General features: G+C 62.1%; 11 protein-coding genes and 1 tRNA gene. 8 read left to right on the top strand and 4 right to left on the bottom strand.

Annotated features, from left to right (window positions below; genetic code table 11):
* The first annotated feature begins 40 nt into the window (after nt 1–40).
* The 6 genes from DW645_RS05695 to DW645_RS05670 all read left to right on the top strand — a co-directional run bounded on the left by DW645_RS05695 (nt 41) and on the right by DW645_RS05670 (nt 8,209).
* Nucleotides 41–124, top strand: a tRNA-Leu gene (locus DW645_RS05695).
* A gap of 88 nt (nt 125–212) precedes the next feature.
* Entirely contained in the window at nt 213–1,514 is a 1,302-nt protein-coding gene (gene tig, locus DW645_RS05690; protein WP_233540720.1) for a trigger factor, read from the top strand.
* A gap of 162 nt (nt 1,515–1,676) precedes the next feature.
* Nucleotides 1,677–2,297, top strand: coding sequence for an ATP-dependent Clp protease proteolytic subunit (locus DW645_RS05685; protein WP_022095182.1), 621 nt, complete (start codon nt 1,677–1,679; stop codon nt 2,295–2,297).
* Between the two features lies 1 nt (nt 2,298).
* Complete coding sequence (clpX, locus tag DW645_RS05680; protein WP_118226765.1) at nt 2,299–3,711, top strand: ATP-dependent Clp protease ATP-binding subunit ClpX; 1,413 nt, start codon at nt 2,299–2,301, stop codon at nt 3,709–3,711.
* A gap of 211 nt (nt 3,712–3,922) precedes the next feature.
* Complete coding sequence (locus DW645_RS05675) at nt 3,923–6,619, top strand: valine--tRNA ligase (protein ID WP_118226763.1); 2,697 nt, start codon at nt 3,923–3,925, stop codon at nt 6,617–6,619.
* A gap of 246 nt (nt 6,620–6,865) precedes the next feature.
* Nucleotides 6,866–8,209, top strand: coding sequence for a folylpolyglutamate synthase/dihydrofolate synthase family protein (locus DW645_RS05670; RefSeq protein WP_118226761.1), 1,344 nt, complete (start codon nt 6,866–6,868; stop codon nt 8,207–8,209).
* A gap of 351 nt (nt 8,210–8,560) precedes the next feature.
* Here the strand turns inward: DW645_RS05670 and DW645_RS05665 are convergent, their stop codons facing one another.
* The 4 genes from DW645_RS05665 to DW645_RS05650 all read right to left on the bottom strand — a co-directional run bounded on the left by DW645_RS05665 (nt 8,561) and on the right by DW645_RS05650 (nt 13,019).
* Complete coding sequence (locus tag DW645_RS05665; protein WP_118226759.1) at nt 8,561–9,649, bottom strand: Xaa-Pro peptidase family protein; 1,089 nt, start codon at nt 9,647–9,649, stop codon at nt 8,561–8,563.
* Nucleotides 9,650–9,805: 156 nt separating this feature from the next.
* Nucleotides 9,806–10,204 (bottom strand): DUF1667 domain-containing protein, encoded by a 399-nt coding sequence (locus DW645_RS05660; RefSeq protein ID WP_118226757.1) that lies wholly within the window; start codon nt 10,202–10,204, stop codon nt 9,806–9,808.
* 3 nt (nt 10,205–10,207) lie between these two features.
* A complete protein-coding gene (locus tag DW645_RS05655) occupies nt 10,208–11,554 on the bottom strand; it encodes an NAD(P)/FAD-dependent oxidoreductase (protein WP_118226755.1) in 1,347 nt (448 codons plus the stop codon).
* Between the two features lies 1 nt (nt 11,555).
* On the bottom strand, nt 11,556–13,019 hold the full coding sequence (locus tag DW645_RS05650) for an NAD(P)/FAD-dependent oxidoreductase (protein ID WP_118226754.1): 1,464 nt from the start codon (nt 13,017–13,019) through the stop codon (nt 11,556–11,558).
* A 485-nt stretch (nt 13,020–13,504) separates the two neighbouring features.
* Between DW645_RS05650 and DW645_RS05645 the strand changes: the two genes are divergently transcribed.
* A complete protein-coding gene (locus tag DW645_RS05645) occupies nt 13,505–13,936 on the top strand; it encodes a zinc ribbon domain-containing protein (RefSeq protein ID WP_055251579.1) in 432 nt (143 codons plus the stop codon).
* A gap of 226 nt (nt 13,937–14,162) precedes the next feature.
* Nucleotides 14,163–15,926: a threonine--tRNA ligase gene (gene thrS, locus DW645_RS05640; protein ID WP_118226752.1), complete on the top strand. Its 1,764-nt coding sequence runs from the start codon at nt 14,163–14,165 to the stop codon at nt 15,924–15,926.
* Nucleotides 15,927–16,011: the final 85 nt, after the last annotated feature.

The raw sequence follows: 16,011 nt of genomic DNA, 5'->3' as shown, positions 1-16,011 counted from the left end.
GCCGTTCGTATCTGCTATCATTCCTAGTCTGTGCGCTCATGCGGGCGTGGCGGAATTGGTAGACGCGCCAGATTTAGGTTCTGGTGGGATTCCCGTGAAGGTTCGAGTCCTTTCGCCCGCACCAACGCATCTGCGTCGGCTCCCGCCGTCGCGACTCTTTGTTGCATAAAGGTACCAGCACCTCAGATAAGCTGGGCAGTATGAGGAGGAACGTGTTGAACATCACCGCTTCTGACGTCAAGGACGCCAAGCTCACCGCTACGGTCACCATCCCGGCCGCCGACGTCGACGCCGCGATCAAGAAGGCCTACAAGGACACCGCCAAGAAGTACCGCTTCCCGGGCTTCCGCGCCGGTAAGGCTCCCCGTCCGGTCATCGACTCCGCTCTTGGCGCCGAGGCAACCCTCGCTCAGGCCACCAACGACCTGATCGCCGCCAACGAGCCCGCCGTCCTCAACGAGCTGGACATCGTCCCCACCAAGAGCGGTGACTACAAGGACCTCGACCTCGCTAAGGATCACGAGGACTACACCTACACCGTCGAGTTCTCCCTGCGTCCCGCCGCTGAGCTCTCCTCCTTCGACGCTGTCGAGATCGAGATGCCCCCTGCGGAGGTCACCGAGTCCGAGATCAACAACCAGGTCGAGATGCTCCTCAACTACCGTGCCACCTTCGAGGACGTTGAGGGTCGCGCCGTCGAGGCCGAGGACTACGTCACCGTCGACCTCAAGGCCGTCGAGAACGCCGACAACTTCGCTGCTGAGGGCCGCATGCTCATCGCCGGTAGCGACAGCAACCCCGCCGAGTTCAACGAGGCCCTGATCGGCGCTAACGTTGACGATGTCAAGACCGTCACCTGGACCGACGAGGTCGAGGAGGGCGAGGAGGCCGAGACCCACACCGTCGAGGTCACCGTCAAGGGCATCAAGGTCCGCAACACCCCCGAGCTCACCGACGAGCTCGTCAAGTCCGACTTTGGCTTCGACAGCATCGACGCCATGCGCGACGCCATCAAGATCGAGATCGAGCAGGACAAGGCTTCCCGCCTCCCGGCCGAGAAGGAGAACCGTTGCGTCTCCGCTCTCGCCGAGCGCCTGCAGCTCGACGAGATGGACGCCGACTACGAGCAGTCCGTCTTTGAGGAGCTTGGCCAGAACTTCCTGTCCAACCTCGCTGCCCGTGGCATGACGCTCGACACCTGGCTGCCCGCTTCCGGCCTGACCATGGAGCAGTTCATCGGCGACCTGCACAAACAGGCTAACGACGTTGCCCGTGAGTCCCTGGCTCTCGACGCCCTTGCCCGCGAGCTCAAGATCGAGGTCACCGAGGACGACATAAACGCCGAGTTCGAGAAGGCCGGCGTCAAGGACGTCGAGGCTTCCAAGGCCGAGTTCATCGCCGATGGCCGCATGCCTGCCGTCCGTGAGTCCATCCGTCGCTCCAAGGCCGTCGACCACCTGGTCGAGAACGCCAAGGTGACCGAGGTCGACGAGACCGCCAAGGACGCCGAGTAATTCTCGCCACCTTGCCCGCGAGCGCATGGGTGCGCCCGTGATGGGGTAAAGTTATACACCGGTTATCCGGTTGCTTCGTACGGTGCCAGCCAATGCATAGCATGCGGGCACCGTACGTTTGTCTAGAACCACTATTGGTCCGTAAGAGAAATGGAGATGCGTATGATCGCCAAGTTCGATTCCGCCCTCGTGCCATACGTTATCGAGCAGACGCCGCGCGGCGAGCGCAGCTACGATATCTATTCGCGCCTGCTCAACGACCGCATTATCTTCTTGGGCGAGGAGATCAACTCCGTCAGCGCCAACCTGGTCGTTGCCCAGCTACTGCATCTTGAGAGCCAGGATGCCGAGAAGGATATCTCGCTCTACATCAATTCGCCCGGTGGCGAGGTTTACTCCGGCCTGGCGATTCTTGACACCATGAACTTCATTAAGCCGCAGGTCTCCACCATCTGCGTCGGTATGGCCGCGTCCATGGCCGCCGTGCTGCTTTCGGCCGGCGCTAAGGGCAAGCGCTTCTGCCTGCCGCACTCCAAAGTCATGATTCACCAGCCCAGCGGCGGTGCCCAGGGCCAGCAGACCGAGATTGAGATTGTGGCCGAGGAGATCAAGAAGACCCGTCGCGAGCTCAACCAGATTCTGTCCGACGCCTCGGGCCAGCCCATCGAGAAGGTCCAGGCCGATACCGAGCGCGACAACTACCTGACCGCTGCCGAGGCCCTCGACTACGGCCTGATTGACCGTATCGTCACCTCTCGCGATCTCGCCGCGAAGGACGCCTAGGATGGCAGGAAACATGCAGGACAACTTTGACGAGAACGGCAACCCCATCCGCTGCTCCTTCTGCGGAAAAGAGCAGGGCCAGGTCCGACGCCTCGTAAAGGGCCCGACCAACATCTTTATCTGTGACGAGTGCGTCGCCGCCTGCTCCGAGATTCTGGAGGAGTCGCTGGCTTCGGACTTTATGGACGCTGCCCGCAATGGCAAGCTGCCGGGCTTCCTCAACGACCACGGCCAGGCTGCCGGGCAGCCCGCTGTGGACCCCGAGACCGAGGGCTTTGAGCTCGAGGACGACCGCCAGGTCATCACGCACGTGCCGACGCCGCACGAGATCTATGACGAGCTTTCGGCTTATGTCATGGGCCAAGAGGACGCCAAGCGCGCCATGTCGGTTGCCGTGTACAACCACTATCGTCGCGTGATCGAGGGCGGCGCCGCGGTGTCTGCCTTTGACGAGGCATCGGGCATGGGCGGTCAGTTTGACGACGATATGGACGAGGTGGAGCTCGCCAAGTCCAACATCCTGCTGCTCGGTCCCACCGGTACCGGCAAGACCCTGTTGGCCCAGACGCTCGCGCGCATCCTCGAGGTGCCGTTTGCCATCGCCGATGCCACCGCGCTCACCGAGGCTGGTTACGTTGGCGAGGACGTGGAGAACATCCTGCTTAAGCTCATCAATGCTGCCGATGGCGACATTGAGCGCGCTCAGGTGGGCATTATCTACGTGGACGAGATTGACAAGATCGCCCGCAAGGCCGAGAACCTCTCCATTACCCGTGATGTCTCGGGCGAGGGTGTTCAGCAGGCGCTGCTTAAGATTCTTGAGGGCACGGTGGCCAGCGTTCCGCCTACCGGTGGCCGCAAGCATCCCCAGCAGGAGCTGCTGCAGATCGACACGACTAACATCCTGTTTATCTGCGGCGGTGCCTTTGTGGGTCTGGACAAGATCATCGCCGACCGCGTGGGCAACAAGGGCGTGGGCTTTAACTCCGAGATCGCCGGCCCCACCTCGGTCGACGAGAACGACCTGCTGCGTCAGGTGCTCCCGCAGGACCTCAACGCCTTTGGCATGATCCCCGAGTTCGTGGGCCGTACGCCCGTTGTCACCCAGACGCAGGCGCTCGACGAGGACGACCTGGTGTCGATTCTGACCGAGCCCAAGAACGCCGTGGTGCGTCAGTACCGCAAGATGTTCCAGCTCGAGGACGTTGAGCTTGAGTTTGAGGCCGCGGCCCTTCACGAGATCGCCCGTATGGCGCTCGCCCGCAAGACCGGCGCCCGCGGCCTGCGTTCCATCTGCGAGGACGTGCTTCAGCAGACGATGTTCGACCTCCCCAGCGAGGAGGGTGTCGCCAAGGTCATCGTGACCGAAGCGGCGGTTAAGGGCGAAGAACAGCCCCAACGCATTTACGGGTAAACCTGCCAAAAACGTGCTTGCAAATAGCCTCCGACCATCCGCGGTCGGAGGCTATTTTATATATACGCAAAACACCCAACTACCTGTGTTATTCTGTGTGTTTGTTTAAGCCTCAGCGAAGTCATATCAGACTGAAGTAATCGATACCTAAGGGGAGGAATGCAGACCCTAGCGGGCCTACATTCCTCCCCGACGGGCAAGGGAGAGATATATGGAAGAAATGCCCAAGAACTACGATCCGTCGACCAACGAGCCGGCGATCCTGCAGAAGTGGCTCGACGGCGGCTACTACAAGCGCCGTGAGGGCGTGGGCGACTGCACCGTCACCATTCCGCCTCCCAACGTGACCGGCAAGCTCCACATGGGCCATGCCACCGACGACTCCATCCAGGACGCCATCATTCGTATGGCTCGCATGCGCGGCAAGTCCACGCGCTGGGTGCTGGGCACCGACCACGCCGGTATCGCTACGCAGACCAAGGTCGATAAGAAGCTCAAGAGCGAGGGCATCAGCCGCTTGGAGATCGGCCGCGACAAGTTCGTCGACGCCTGCTGGGACTGGACTCACGAGTACGGCGGCATCATCGTCGAGCAGATTAAGCGCATGGGCTGCTCCGTCGACTTCGACAACGAGCGCTTCACCATGGACGAGGACTATGCCCAGGCCGTGCGTAAGGTCTTCTGCGACTGGTACCACGACGGCCTGATCTACCGCGGCAAGCGCATCGTCAACTGGTGCCCCAACTGCACTACCGCTATCTCGGACGACGAGGCTGAGTACAAGGACGAGAAGGGCCATCTGTGGCACCTGCGCTACCCGCTGACCGAGCCGGTCAACGGCCAGGACTACATCGTCGTCGCTACCACCCGTCCCGAGACCATGCTCGGCGACACGGGCGTTGCCGTCTCCCCGAAGGATCCCGAGAAGGCCGCCTTCGTGGGTAAGACCGTCAAGCTCCCCATCGTCGACCGTGAGATTCCCATCTTTGAGGATTGGCATGTCGACGCCAACTTTGGCTCCGGCTTCGTCAAGGTCACCCCGGCCCACGACCCCAACGACTACGCCATGGGTCAGGCCCATGACCTGCCGCAGATCAATATCTTCGATGAGCACGCGGTAGTTGTCGAGGGCTACGGCGAGTTTACCGGCATGAATCGCGACGAGTGCCGCGAGGCCGTTGTCAAGTGGTTTGACGAGCACGGCCTGCTCGATCACGTCGAAGAACTCGACCACTCCGTCATGCACTGCTACCGTTGCGACTCCGCCCTGGAGCCGTGGCTGTCCGAGCAGTGGTTCGTCGCCGTCGACAAGCTCAAGGGGCCGGCGCTCGACGCCGTAAACTCCGGCAAGGTCACCTTCCACCCCGCGCGCTGGACGCAGACCTACACCACCTGGATGGAGAACCTTAAGGACTGGTGCATTAGCCGCCAGCTGTGGTGGGGCCACCGCATTCCCGTGTTCTACTGCGAGGACTGCGGCTGGGAGGACGCCCTGACCGAGGACACCGACGTGTGCCCCAAGTGCGGCGGCCATCACGTGCACCAGGACGAGAACGTGCTGGACACCTGGTTCAGCTCGCAGCTGTGGACCTTTGCCACGCAGGGCTGGCCGCAAAAGCCGGAGCTGCTCGAGGGCCATCACCCCACGACGGCGCTCGTCACCGCTCGCGACATCATCGCGCTGTGGGTCGCCCGCATGGTCATGAGCTCGCTGTACTTCCTGGACGAGGTGCCGTTTAAGGACGTTGTCATCTACCCGACGATCCTGGCCAAGGACGGCAGCCGCATGTCCAAGTCCAAGGGTAACGGCGTTGACCCCATGGACCTCATTGGCATGTACGGCGCCGACGCCATGCGTTACAACCTGCTCACGCTGTGCACTAACAACCAGGACGTCAAGTTCGACGCGAACATCGATAAGAAGACCAAGAAGCTCATCGACAGCCCGCGCACCGAGCAGGCCAAGAGCTTTGTGACCAAGATCTGGAACGCCAGCCGCTTCCTGCTTATGAACATGGAGGGCTACACGCCCGGCGAGCCCGTCGTTGAGACGCCGGCCGACGCCTGGATGTTCAGCCGCCTGGCCAAGGCCGTGAAGATGGTCACCGAGGGTATTGAGAAGTACACCTTTGGCGACATGGCGCGCGGCGTGCAGCAGTTCTTCTGGAACGAGGTCTGTGACTGGTACGTCGAGGTCACCAAGGCTCGCCTGAAGGGCGAGGGCCGTCTGCAGGCGCAGCGCAACCTGATCTTTGTGCTTGACACCTCCATTCGCCTGATGCACCCGCTCATGCCGTTTGTCACCGAGGAGATCTGGGACAACATGCCGGCAAGCGTTCTCGACCTGGATGCCGAGGGCAACGTGGACCGCGCCGAGGCGCTCATGATCGCCAAGTGGCCCGAGCCCGCCGACTACGCTAAGTATGTTGACGAGGACGCCGAGCGCGCGTTTGAGCTGTGCCGCACCGTCGTGTCTGCCGCCCGCGCCACGCGTTCGCGCTATCGCTTGAGCCCCAAGGCCGAGCTCGACGTGGTCGTGCGCGCCGGCGCCGAGGACATCGAGAAGCTCGAGAGTCTGCGCTCGACCATCGAGCCGCTGGCCAACACCGCCTCGCTGGTTATGGGTACCGACGTTGAGAAGCCGGCCGCGAGCATTGCCGTGGTCGATAGCGGCGTCGAGGTCTTTGTGGTGCTCGAGGGCAAGGTTGACCTTTCGGCCGAGAAGGCGCGTCTGGAGAAGGAAATCGCCGCGGCTCAGAAGGAGCTTGCCGGCTGCGAGAAGACGCTGTCCAACGAGGGCTTTGTGGCCAAGGCCGCGCCCGCGGTGGTCCAAAAGAAGAGGGACCGTGCAGCTGAGCTCAAGGAGATCCTGGCGGCGCTGACCTCGCAGGTTGCTGACTTCTCGTAAGCGGTACTGGGGGACGCGGTTTGGGGCATTGCTCGCTACTGCGGACACCTATTCCGCCGTTCTAACGAACGGCGGCTGACTCGACGCTGCAAACGCCTCTGATGGCCAATCTGCCGTTCAACTTCGGGCGCATGGGCATAAGCCCTATGCGCCCTTGTTTCACGGCACCTTGGCTCATCAGAGGCGTTTTCGCTGACTATCCTCAACCTATACTGTTTTATTTTTCTATGAATGGCGGTTCTAAAAATGCCTAAGCGTTCCGGCTTGTATACCGTTCCTTTTGAGTTTGATTTGCTTTCATTTGATGAGGCTGTTGGGCTGGCTGCTGATACGGGGCGGATTTCTGGGGATGCTGGTCCTTTGCTTGAGACGGTTGTCGATATGCTTGATGAGCTGGGGCGTCCGGACGAATATTTTGATTGCATTCAGGTTGCCGGTACCAATGGCAAGACTTCGACCACGCGTTTTTCGGCTGCTATCTTGCGTGGTGAGGGGTTAAAGACCGCGCTGTATACGTCGCCGCAGCTGGTGCGCTATCCCGAGCGCATGGAGGTTGATGGGCGCGTTGTGAGCGACGAGTCGTTTGCCCGTGGTGTTTCTGCTGCTGTTGAGGCGGGACATCGCGTGAATGCCCGTCGTGTTGCGGCGGGGGAGCGCGCCTATTCCATTACGCCGTTTGACCTGCTGACGGCTGCCGCACTTGTCGTGTTTGCTGAGGCCGCGGTGGATGTTGCCGTGCTCGAGGTCGGCATGGGCGGACGCTGGGACGCCACGAGCGCGACCGATCCCGTCGCCGTTGCCATTACGGGCATTGGACTCGACCACACACGCATTTTGGGCGATACGCTCGAGGCCATTGCGGGGGAGAAGGCTGCGGTCATTAAGCCCGGACGCCTGGTTGTGCTGGGCGAGGGCACGCACGAGGCGAGCGTTCAGCGCGTGATGGATGCACGTTGTCGCGAGTGCGGCATAGTGCCGCTGGTGGTGAACCATGCCACGACCAAGGTGCCGGCACATGTGGGCGACACGGTGGAGTTCAGCTGCACCTCGCCGCGTGCCATCTATACGTCGAGCATGGTCAAGCCGGCGTATCAGCCGCAGAATGCCGCGTGTGCGATCATGCTGTGCGAGGGGTATCTGGGTCGCGAGCTCGACCACGACAAGCTCGATGCGTCGCTTATGGCCTGCCCCACGCCGGGTCGCTTTGATGTGCTGGGAACCGATCCGCTCAAGCTGATCGACGCCTGTCATAACCCTCAGAGCTGCGAGAACTTTGTGAGCGCACTGGACGAGATCGATTCGTGCGTAGAGAATCGCCCCACGCTGCTGTGCGCCGCGCTGGCCGATAAGGACGTGGCGGGTATCGTTGACGTTCTGGTTCCGGCGTTCCCCCGCGTGGTCGTAACCCAGACCGATTCCGATCGCGCCTTGCCCGCACAGGAGCTTGCCTCCCTGGTGGACGCCGACAAGCTCGCGGGCGTGTACCCCAGCGTATCCGAGGCCCTCGCGGCTTTCGATGCCGCGGGCGAGCCTTTCGTAGCAGCCGGTACCATCACCCTAGCCGGCGAAGTAGCGGGGCTGCTCCGTTAACCCATCCCCTCATCAGTTGCGGTGAAATACGGACTGTTTTACAAGCCAGAAGCCTCAAACGGTCCGTATATCACCGCAACTCAAAAGCAGTCAATTTGGGACGGGGCTTTTTTGGCTGCCCTGCGCCTCGAGTTGACTTGCTCGCCACGAAATGGGCCTATTTACTACGTTTTACCGACTACCCTCGACCACGCGGAGCATTGTGAAATTAAAACCGCAGGTAGATAGCTTGTCGATTTTCAAAAAATTCCCGCATGGTCGACCCTTGCGGGTTAAACGTAGTAGATAGGCCGTTTTTGTGGCGCGGTATTGGTGGGATGCGGCAAAGGGACAGCGCCTTTGCCGCATTGCCTAGTCCAGACGGACCGGATCGTGGGGGTAGGCGTTGAGAATCTCGACGCCGTTCTCGGTCACCAGGGCCAGGTCCTCGATGCGGACGCCGGTGTGACCGGGGAGGTATATACCCGGTTCGATGGAGAACGTCATGCCCGGCTCTACGACCTGCTCGTTGACGAGCGAGACGTCGCCCGGCTCGTGGTCCTGCAGGCCGATCGAGTGGCCCAGGCGGTGCGTAAAGTACTTGCCGTAGCCCGCATCCTCAATCACGTCGCGTGCGGCACGGTCCAGGTCGCACATACGCACGCCCGGCGCGATGAGCGCCTCGGCGGCCTCGTTGGCGCGGCGCACGATATCGTAGATGCGCTCCGTCTCCTCGTCCGGCTCGCCCCAAAAGAATGTACGCGTCATGTCCGAGCAGTAGTTGCAGCGGCGTCCGCCAATGTCGAACAGCACCACGTCGCCACGCTTGAGTACGGTGTCGTCGGGCTCGTGGTGCGGATCGCCGGCGTTGGTGCCAAAGCTCACGATGGGCGGAAAGCTAAAGCCCTCGCAGCCGTGGTTGCGGTACAGGCCGAGCATCTGGTCGGCAATTTCGCGCTCCGTTACGCCTTCGTGGACGAGTTTGATGGCATCGGCCATCACGGCGTCGTTGGCGGCCGAGGACACGCGCATGAGCTCCTGCTCGGCGGCATCCTTGTGGGCGCGTGCGGCGGAGACGGCAAAGTCGCCCAGGAAGAACTCGCTCGCGGCGCGACGATCCATGAGCGGCATCAAAAAGCCGGAACGCATGACGGTGTCGATGCCGAGCGGTTTGGTCGGATCGACCTCGCGAGCGATGGCGTCGCCCACGATGTCGGTATCGGTGTGATAGGTGACGCGCGCATTATCATACTCGGGCAGCTGATGCAGCGCGTTGACTAGGATCACTGGCTCGGTATTGCGCGCGAGCAGCACGCCACAAAAACGCTCGAACATATCGGCATAAAAACCGGTCAGATAGTAAATCGACCACGGGTCGTTTACGAGCAGCTGCGCGCCGGGGTGCTGAGCCTCGAGTGCATCGAGCACGCGCGCCACACGCTGGTCATCGACATGTGCCATGAAACATCCTTTCGCTAGGCTGCCACCATGGTATCCCAAGCCCGGCACATAGGGACGCTCCTTTTATGCCGGCACTTCGGGACACTCCTTGGCATGACCAGCCTAGCAAGCGTGCGGGCAAAAGTAGCTAAAAGAGTCCCGTCTTTAATTAGCTGCTTAGGCGGGGTCGATGTCCATGCTGGCGATGAGGTCGATGCCCGTGTTGAGGAGGTTGGGTAGGACAACGTCGCCCATGCGGATGGGGGCCTCGACGACCACGCCGCGGATGAGGTCCATGGCCTGGGCGTGGAGTTCTAGCGGGATGGCTTCGGCCGTGCGAACGGGGAGTAGGGCTTCGTCGCCGCCGGATGCGGCCACGGTGGTGATGAGCACGCGCATGGGGCAGATGAGCTCTTGATGCGCGAACTTATCACCGCGCGGGCAGCTGTTGCCGGTCACGGAGCGCACCGCTGTTACGGCACCGTTGGCATCGCGCTCCATCTCTACGGTCAGGAGGCACTCGGATGGGCAGGTGGTGCAGTTGAACTGCAATGTCTCGGTCACATTTGTGCTCATGAACTATGCCTCCTCAACGGGGTCGACAGACAGGACAAGCTCGCTTGCGCCCAGGTCGAGTGCGCGCTGAATCGCCTTTGCCGGCAGCGGGAAGCTTTCCATAACGCTCGGTTTAAACGGGCGGACCTTGCCGGCGAACAGTTCTTCGTCGCCTGCCAGAATGCGCACGCGGGCGGCGTCGACTGGTCGGCGCACGCGGAAGTTGAGCTTGGTGAGCGCCACGGCCGTAATGCGTCCCGGCAGCGCGTATCCCGCAATGCCGGCAGGGGAGACGGTGAGCTCGCAGTCCGGAACGAGGCCCGCGCCGGTTTCCAGCGCGTACGCCGCTGCAGCTGCGCCAGCCCTCTCGGACTCAGTCGTCACATTGTCTGCCAGGTCGTGCACGTGCAGCACGTTGCCGCAGGCAAAGATGCCTGGTACGCCCGTCTGCAGGCTCTGGTCCACCACGGCGCCTCGCGTGCGCGGGTCAAGCTCTACACCCGCGGCAACCGAAAGCTCGTTCTCGGGAATCAATCCCACCGAAAGTAGCAGTGTGTCGCACGGAACAACGCGCTCGGTCCCCGGAATGGGCGCCAGGCGCTCGTCGACTTGGCTCACCTCGACGGCTTCCACGCGGTCGTGCCCGATCACGCGCGTCACTGTGGTGGACAGATACAGCGGAATTCCAAAGTCGTCCAGGCAGTTCTTCACATTGCGGCGCAGACCGTTGGCGTACGGCATGAGCTCGTACACGCCCTCGACCGAAATCCCCTCGAGCGTGCAGCGGCGTGCCATGATCAGCCCGATATCGCCCGAACCCAAAATGACGGCGCGCGAGCCGGGTTTGAGGTTTTCGATATTGATGTATCGCTGCGCCAGGCCGGCCGTAAACACGCCGGCGGGACGACTGCCGGGGATCTTGATCTCGCTGCGCGTGCGCTCGCGGCATCCCATGGCAAGGACGACCGCACGCCCGGTGAGCTGCAGCATGCCGGCGGTGCTCATGAGCGTGACGGTATGGACCGCGGTGTGTTCCGCAGGCTCGCCTGAATCAATCCCAAGCACCATGCTGTTCAGGAACAGCGCAATGTCGGTTGCGTGCACCTGGTCGATAAAGCGCTGCGCGTACTCGGGACCGGTGAGCTCCTGTTTAAAGTGAGACAGGCCAAAGCCGGGGTGGATGCACTGGCGGAGAATGCCGCCCAGGTGCTGCTCGCGCTCCACGATGGCCACGCGTGCTCCTGCCTTATGCGCGGCCAGCGCGGCCGCCATGCCGGCGGGGCCGCCGCCGATAATGACCACGTCAAAGACTTGCGTTTGTACGTCTTCCACGACGCCGCAATCAATCGCGCTCGATCCGAATTCCGCCATCCTAGCGCACCCCCTTCAGCGGTCCCTCGACCAACCAAGATCCGGCATCTTCCAACAGCACTTCGCTGGGGTCGCAGCCCAGCTCGCGCGCCAGGATCGCCACCACGCGGCTCTGGCAAAAGCCGCTTTGGCACCGACCCATGCCGGCTCGGCAGCGGCGCTTGACGCCCTCGACCGAAACCGCGCCCGGGTGGCGTCGGATCGCGGCCACTATCTCGGCCTCGGGCACCGTCTCGCAGCGGCAGACGATCTGCCCCCACGCGGGGTCGGACTCGATCAGCTCCTCCTTGCGCGCCAGCGGTGCGCGGTCAAAGTCGTCCGGCTCGCGGCGAATTGGATTCCAGTCCGCCCGCTCGCGCAGCTCCACGCCCGACTCACGCATCACAAGTTCTATACGCTCGGCAATGGCAGGCGCGCTCGCCACGCCTGGGGACTGAATGCCCGCCGCTTGGAAGAGCCCCGGCACCACGGCCGACTGTCCAATAAAGAAGTCGTTCGTTCCCCGAATGACCGGACGCCCGCCGGCAAACGCACGCACCACGCGGTGCGTCTCCAGGTCGGGCACCAGCTTGCGCGCGCCGTTCAGGAGCGCGTTTACATCGCTCATATAGGTCTGCGTGTCGCCCGGCTCGCGCACGGCGGCCGTCGCGGTAATCACGGTGTTGCCGTGTACGGTTCCCGTGACGATAACGCCCTTGGACACCGGCGTGGGAACGGGGTAGAGCGGCATGAGCGCCCGCGGCTCCTTGTCCAGCACCACGATGTTGCCCTGGCGCCAGACCATCTTAAACTCTTCGGCGCCCGCCATATGCGAGATGTCCGCGGCGCCGTTGCCCGCGGCGTTGATCAGGTAGCGGCAGCGCACCTCTCCGGCGGGCGTCGCCAGCGTAAAGCGCACCGCCCCGTCGGTAGCCTCGCCGCCAGCAACCTCAATCGCTTCCACCGGCGCAGACCGCATAAATGTCACGCCGTTGGCGACGGCGTTCTCCAGCGCGGCAATGGTGACCTCAAAGGGATCGACAAAGCCAGTCGAGGGGCACCATAGCGCGCACGTGGCCAGGGCACTCGCGCGTGGTTCCAGCTCGTGGATGCGCTCGGGGCCGATAATCGACAGCTCGGGAACGCCGTTGGCTATGCCATTCTGGCGCAGCTTTTCCAGATGCGCGCGGTCCTCGTCGTTAAAGCTCAACACCATCGACCCGGTGCGTCGGAACAGGAAGCCCAGCTCCTGCGCCCACGTACCGTACAACTCGCAGCCACGGGCGTTGACCTGCGCCTTAACTGTGCCCGGCGCCGGATCGTAGCCGGCGTGCACTAGGCCGCCGTTGGCCTTCGACGCGCCCAGCGCAATATCGTTAGCCGCCTCGACCACGCAGATGGACAGGTCATAGCGCGCGAGCTGCCGCGCGATGGCGCACCCCGTGATGCCCGCGCCCACGATCGCGATATCAAACGTTTCCGTCACAGTGCCTCCCACACGAGTTGACAGGCTGTCAATAAGACTATCCTACGGTCTGCACACCCCCAGCGCGGCGGCAATGCGGTGAACAGCCCCGCAACACCCGCCAACGGCAGAAAAGGGGAGACGTGGCAACGTCGACAACCTCGTCCGCCGACAACTACGGCAACCTTTCGTCTCAATCTGTAACAGCTAGCTGACGATTTTGGTTCTAGATGCTACAGATCAAGACAAACCTTCAGGCGGATTTTGAATGTCTCGATCTGTAACAGTAAGAGGGGTTTTGGGGCCCCAGTTGTTACAGATCGAGATTGAAGTCGGGGAGGGACCCCTGTGTCTCGATCTGTAACATCTAGACCAGGATTTCGTCTCCGCCCGTTACAGATTGAGATGTTTGTGTCCGCGCCAGCCCCGCGCCTAGCCGTGGTCCCTTATAAACAAACCCCGTGGTAAACTTGACCGGACTGTTAATATCCCGAAAGGTACCCGTAATGTCCAAGTACATCTCCGAGCTCATGTCGCCGCAGCTTATGGGCGTCGTCTATGCCTTCGTTGGCTTTATCATCGCCCTGTATGTGCTGTCGGTCGTCTATGTGTTCATCGACGCTCGCCGCCGCGGCGCCAGCGCCTACGTGGCATGGGGCATCATCGCCCTCATCCCGTTTGTAGGCCTCATCGCCTACCTGGTCTTGCGCCCGCACTCCTACGCGTCCGACCGCGAGGAGCAGGAGCTGGACATGGCCCTGCGCGAGCGCCAGCTTGCCCAGTACGGCACCTGCCCGCAGTGCGGCGCGCCCATCGAGAAGGACTTCGTCGTCTGCCCGGTGTGCGATACCCAGGTTCGCAACGTCTGCCCCAGCTGCCATCGTCCGCTCGATGCGCACTGGAAGGTCTGCCCCTACTGCCGAACTCGCATCCAGTAACGCATCCATCGCCGGGCCGGCCGCAAGCCACGGGCGTCGCAAGCGCCACAAGCCGCGCGCACCCCGCCTCCACACGATGAAGCATGCGTAGAAAATCGCCCGCCGTGCCATTAAGGTGCGGCGGGCGCTTGTATACCAAGGCAACCTGCCTATAATGATGCAAGTCAAAAACGCCGAACGCATCGCACGCACTTGCATCAGGCATCCGAGAGGAGAAAACATACCCATGAAGGCACTCTACAATGACGGTTCGGTGGCCGAGCTCCCGCAGGACGAGGTCACGCACGTCATCCGCCACTCCGCCGCGCACATCATGGCGCAGGCCATCAAGCGCCTGTACCCCGAGGCCGACTTTGCCTACGGTCCCGCGACCGACAACGGCTTCTACTACGACGTCGACCTGCCCGAGGGCGTCAAGATCAGCGAGGACGACTTCCCCGCGATCGAGGCCGAGATGAAGAAGATCGTCAAGGAGAACCTCAAGTTCTCCGTGTACGAGAAGCCCCGCGCCGAGGCCATCGCCCTTATGGAGGAGCGCGGCGAGAAGTACAAGGTCGAGCACATCGGCGACCTGGACGACGACGCCCGTATCACCTTCTACCAGCAGGGCGACTACATCGACATGTGCGTCGGCCCCCACATCTGCTACACCAAGGCCCTTAAGGCCTTTAAGCTCACCGGCGTCTCGGGCGCCTACTGGAAGGGCGATAAGGACAACAAGATGCTCACCCGCATCAACGGCGTCGCCTTTGCCACCAAGGAAGAGCTCGACGAGCACATGCACATGCTGGAGGAGGCCAAGAAGCGCGACCACCGCAAGATCGGCCGCGAGATGGACCTCTTTATGATGCGCGACGAGGCCCCCGGCTTCCCGTTCTTCCTGCCTAACGGCATGATCCTTAAGAATACGCTGCTGGACTACTGGCGCGAGATCCACCACAAGGCCGGCTACGTGGAGATCTCCACGCCGCTTATCATGAACAAGCAGCTGTGGAAGACCTCGGGCCACTGGGACCACTACAAGGACAACATGTACTCCACCGTTATCGACGACGAAGAGTACTGCATTAAGCCCATGAACTGCCCGGGCGGCGTGCTGGTGTACGCCTCCAAGCCGCACTCTTACCGCGAGCTGCCCATCCGCGCCGGCGAGATTGGCCTGGTGCACCGCCACGAGCTGCGCGGCGCCCTTCACGGCCTGTTCCGCGTGCGCTGCTTTAACCAGGACGACGCCCACCTGTTTGTGCGTCCCGACCAGCTGACCGACGAGATCGTGGGCGTGGTCAACCTCATCGACTCCGTGTACCAGAAGTTTGGCTTTAAGTACCACGTTGAGCTTTCCACCCGCCCCGAGGACTCCATGGGTTCGGACGAGGACTGGGCGCGCGCCGAGGAGGGCCTGCGTACCGCTCTGGAGAAGCTGGGCATGGACTACGAGGTCAACGAGGGCGACGGCGCCTTCTACGGCCCCAAGATCGACTTCCACCTGGAGGACTCGCTCGGCCGTACCTGGCAGTGCGGTACCGTGCAGCTCGACTTCCAGATGCCGCTCAACTTTGACCTAGAGTACGTGGACGCCGACGGCACCAAGAAGCGCCCCATCATGCTGCACCGCGTGTGCTTTGGCTCCATCGAGCGCTTTATCGGCATTCTGATTGAGCATTTTGCGGGCAAGTTCCCCACTTGGCTGGCTCCCGTGCAGGTCAAGGCCCTTCCCGTCTCTGAGAAGAGCCGCGACTACGCCCACGAGGTGTGCGCCAAGCTGGAGGAGGCCGGCATTCGCGTGGTCTGCGACGATCGCGACGAGAAGATCGGCTACAAGATCCGCGAGGCCCGCAGCATCGACCGTGTTCCTTACATGCTCATCCTGGGTGAGAAGGAGGTCGAGGCCGGCAACATTTCCGTCCGCGATCGCTCCAACGAGACCGTTCAGATCAGCGTTGACGAGTTTGTTGCCAAGGTGACCGAGGAGATCAAGACCCGCGCCTAAGGCGAGCTTCACAACAATTAACAAAGGCGACCGTCCACACAGGGCGGTCGCCTTTTTCTTACCAAAATAAGAAAAGCCGCTGGTT

It is taken from the genome of Collinsella sp. AM23-17, assembly GCF_003470945.1.
Lineage (GTDB): Bacteria > Actinomycetota > Coriobacteriia > Coriobacteriales > Coriobacteriaceae > Collinsella > Collinsella aerofaciens_O.
The sequence above is the reverse complement of the archived record's forward strand: the minus strand, read 5'-3'. Positions and strand labels throughout refer to the sequence as shown.

Coding starts and splice junctions, on each gene's coding strand:
- DW645_RS05685 (WP_022095182.1), top strand. CDS start 1,677: ATGATCGCCAAGTTCGATTCCGCCCTCGTGCCATACGTTATCGAGCAG.
- clpX (WP_118226765.1), top strand. CDS start 2,299: ATGGCAGGAAACATGCAGGACAACTTTGACGAGAACGGCAACCCCATC.
- DW645_RS05675 (WP_118226763.1), top strand. CDS start 3,923: ATGGAAGAAATGCCCAAGAACTACGATCCGTCGACCAACGAGCCGGCG.
- DW645_RS05670 (WP_118226761.1), top strand. CDS start 6,866: ATGCCTAAGCGTTCCGGCTTGTATACCGTTCCTTTTGAGTTTGATTTG.
- DW645_RS05665 (WP_118226759.1), bottom strand. CDS start 9,649: ATGGCACATGTCGATGACCAGCGTGTGGCGCGCGTGCTCGATGCACTC.
- DW645_RS05660 (WP_118226757.1), bottom strand. CDS start 10,204: ATGAGCACAAATGTGACCGAGACATTGCAGTTCAACTGCACCACCTGC.
- DW645_RS05655 (WP_118226755.1), bottom strand. CDS start 11,554: ATGGCGGAATTCGGATCGAGCGCGATTGATTGCGGCGTCGTGGAAGAC.
- DW645_RS05645 (WP_055251579.1), top strand. CDS start 13,505: ATGTCCAAGTACATCTCCGAGCTCATGTCGCCGCAGCTTATGGGCGTC.
- thrS (WP_118226752.1), top strand. CDS start 14,163: ATGAAGGCACTCTACAATGACGGTTCGGTGGCCGAGCTCCCGCAGGAC.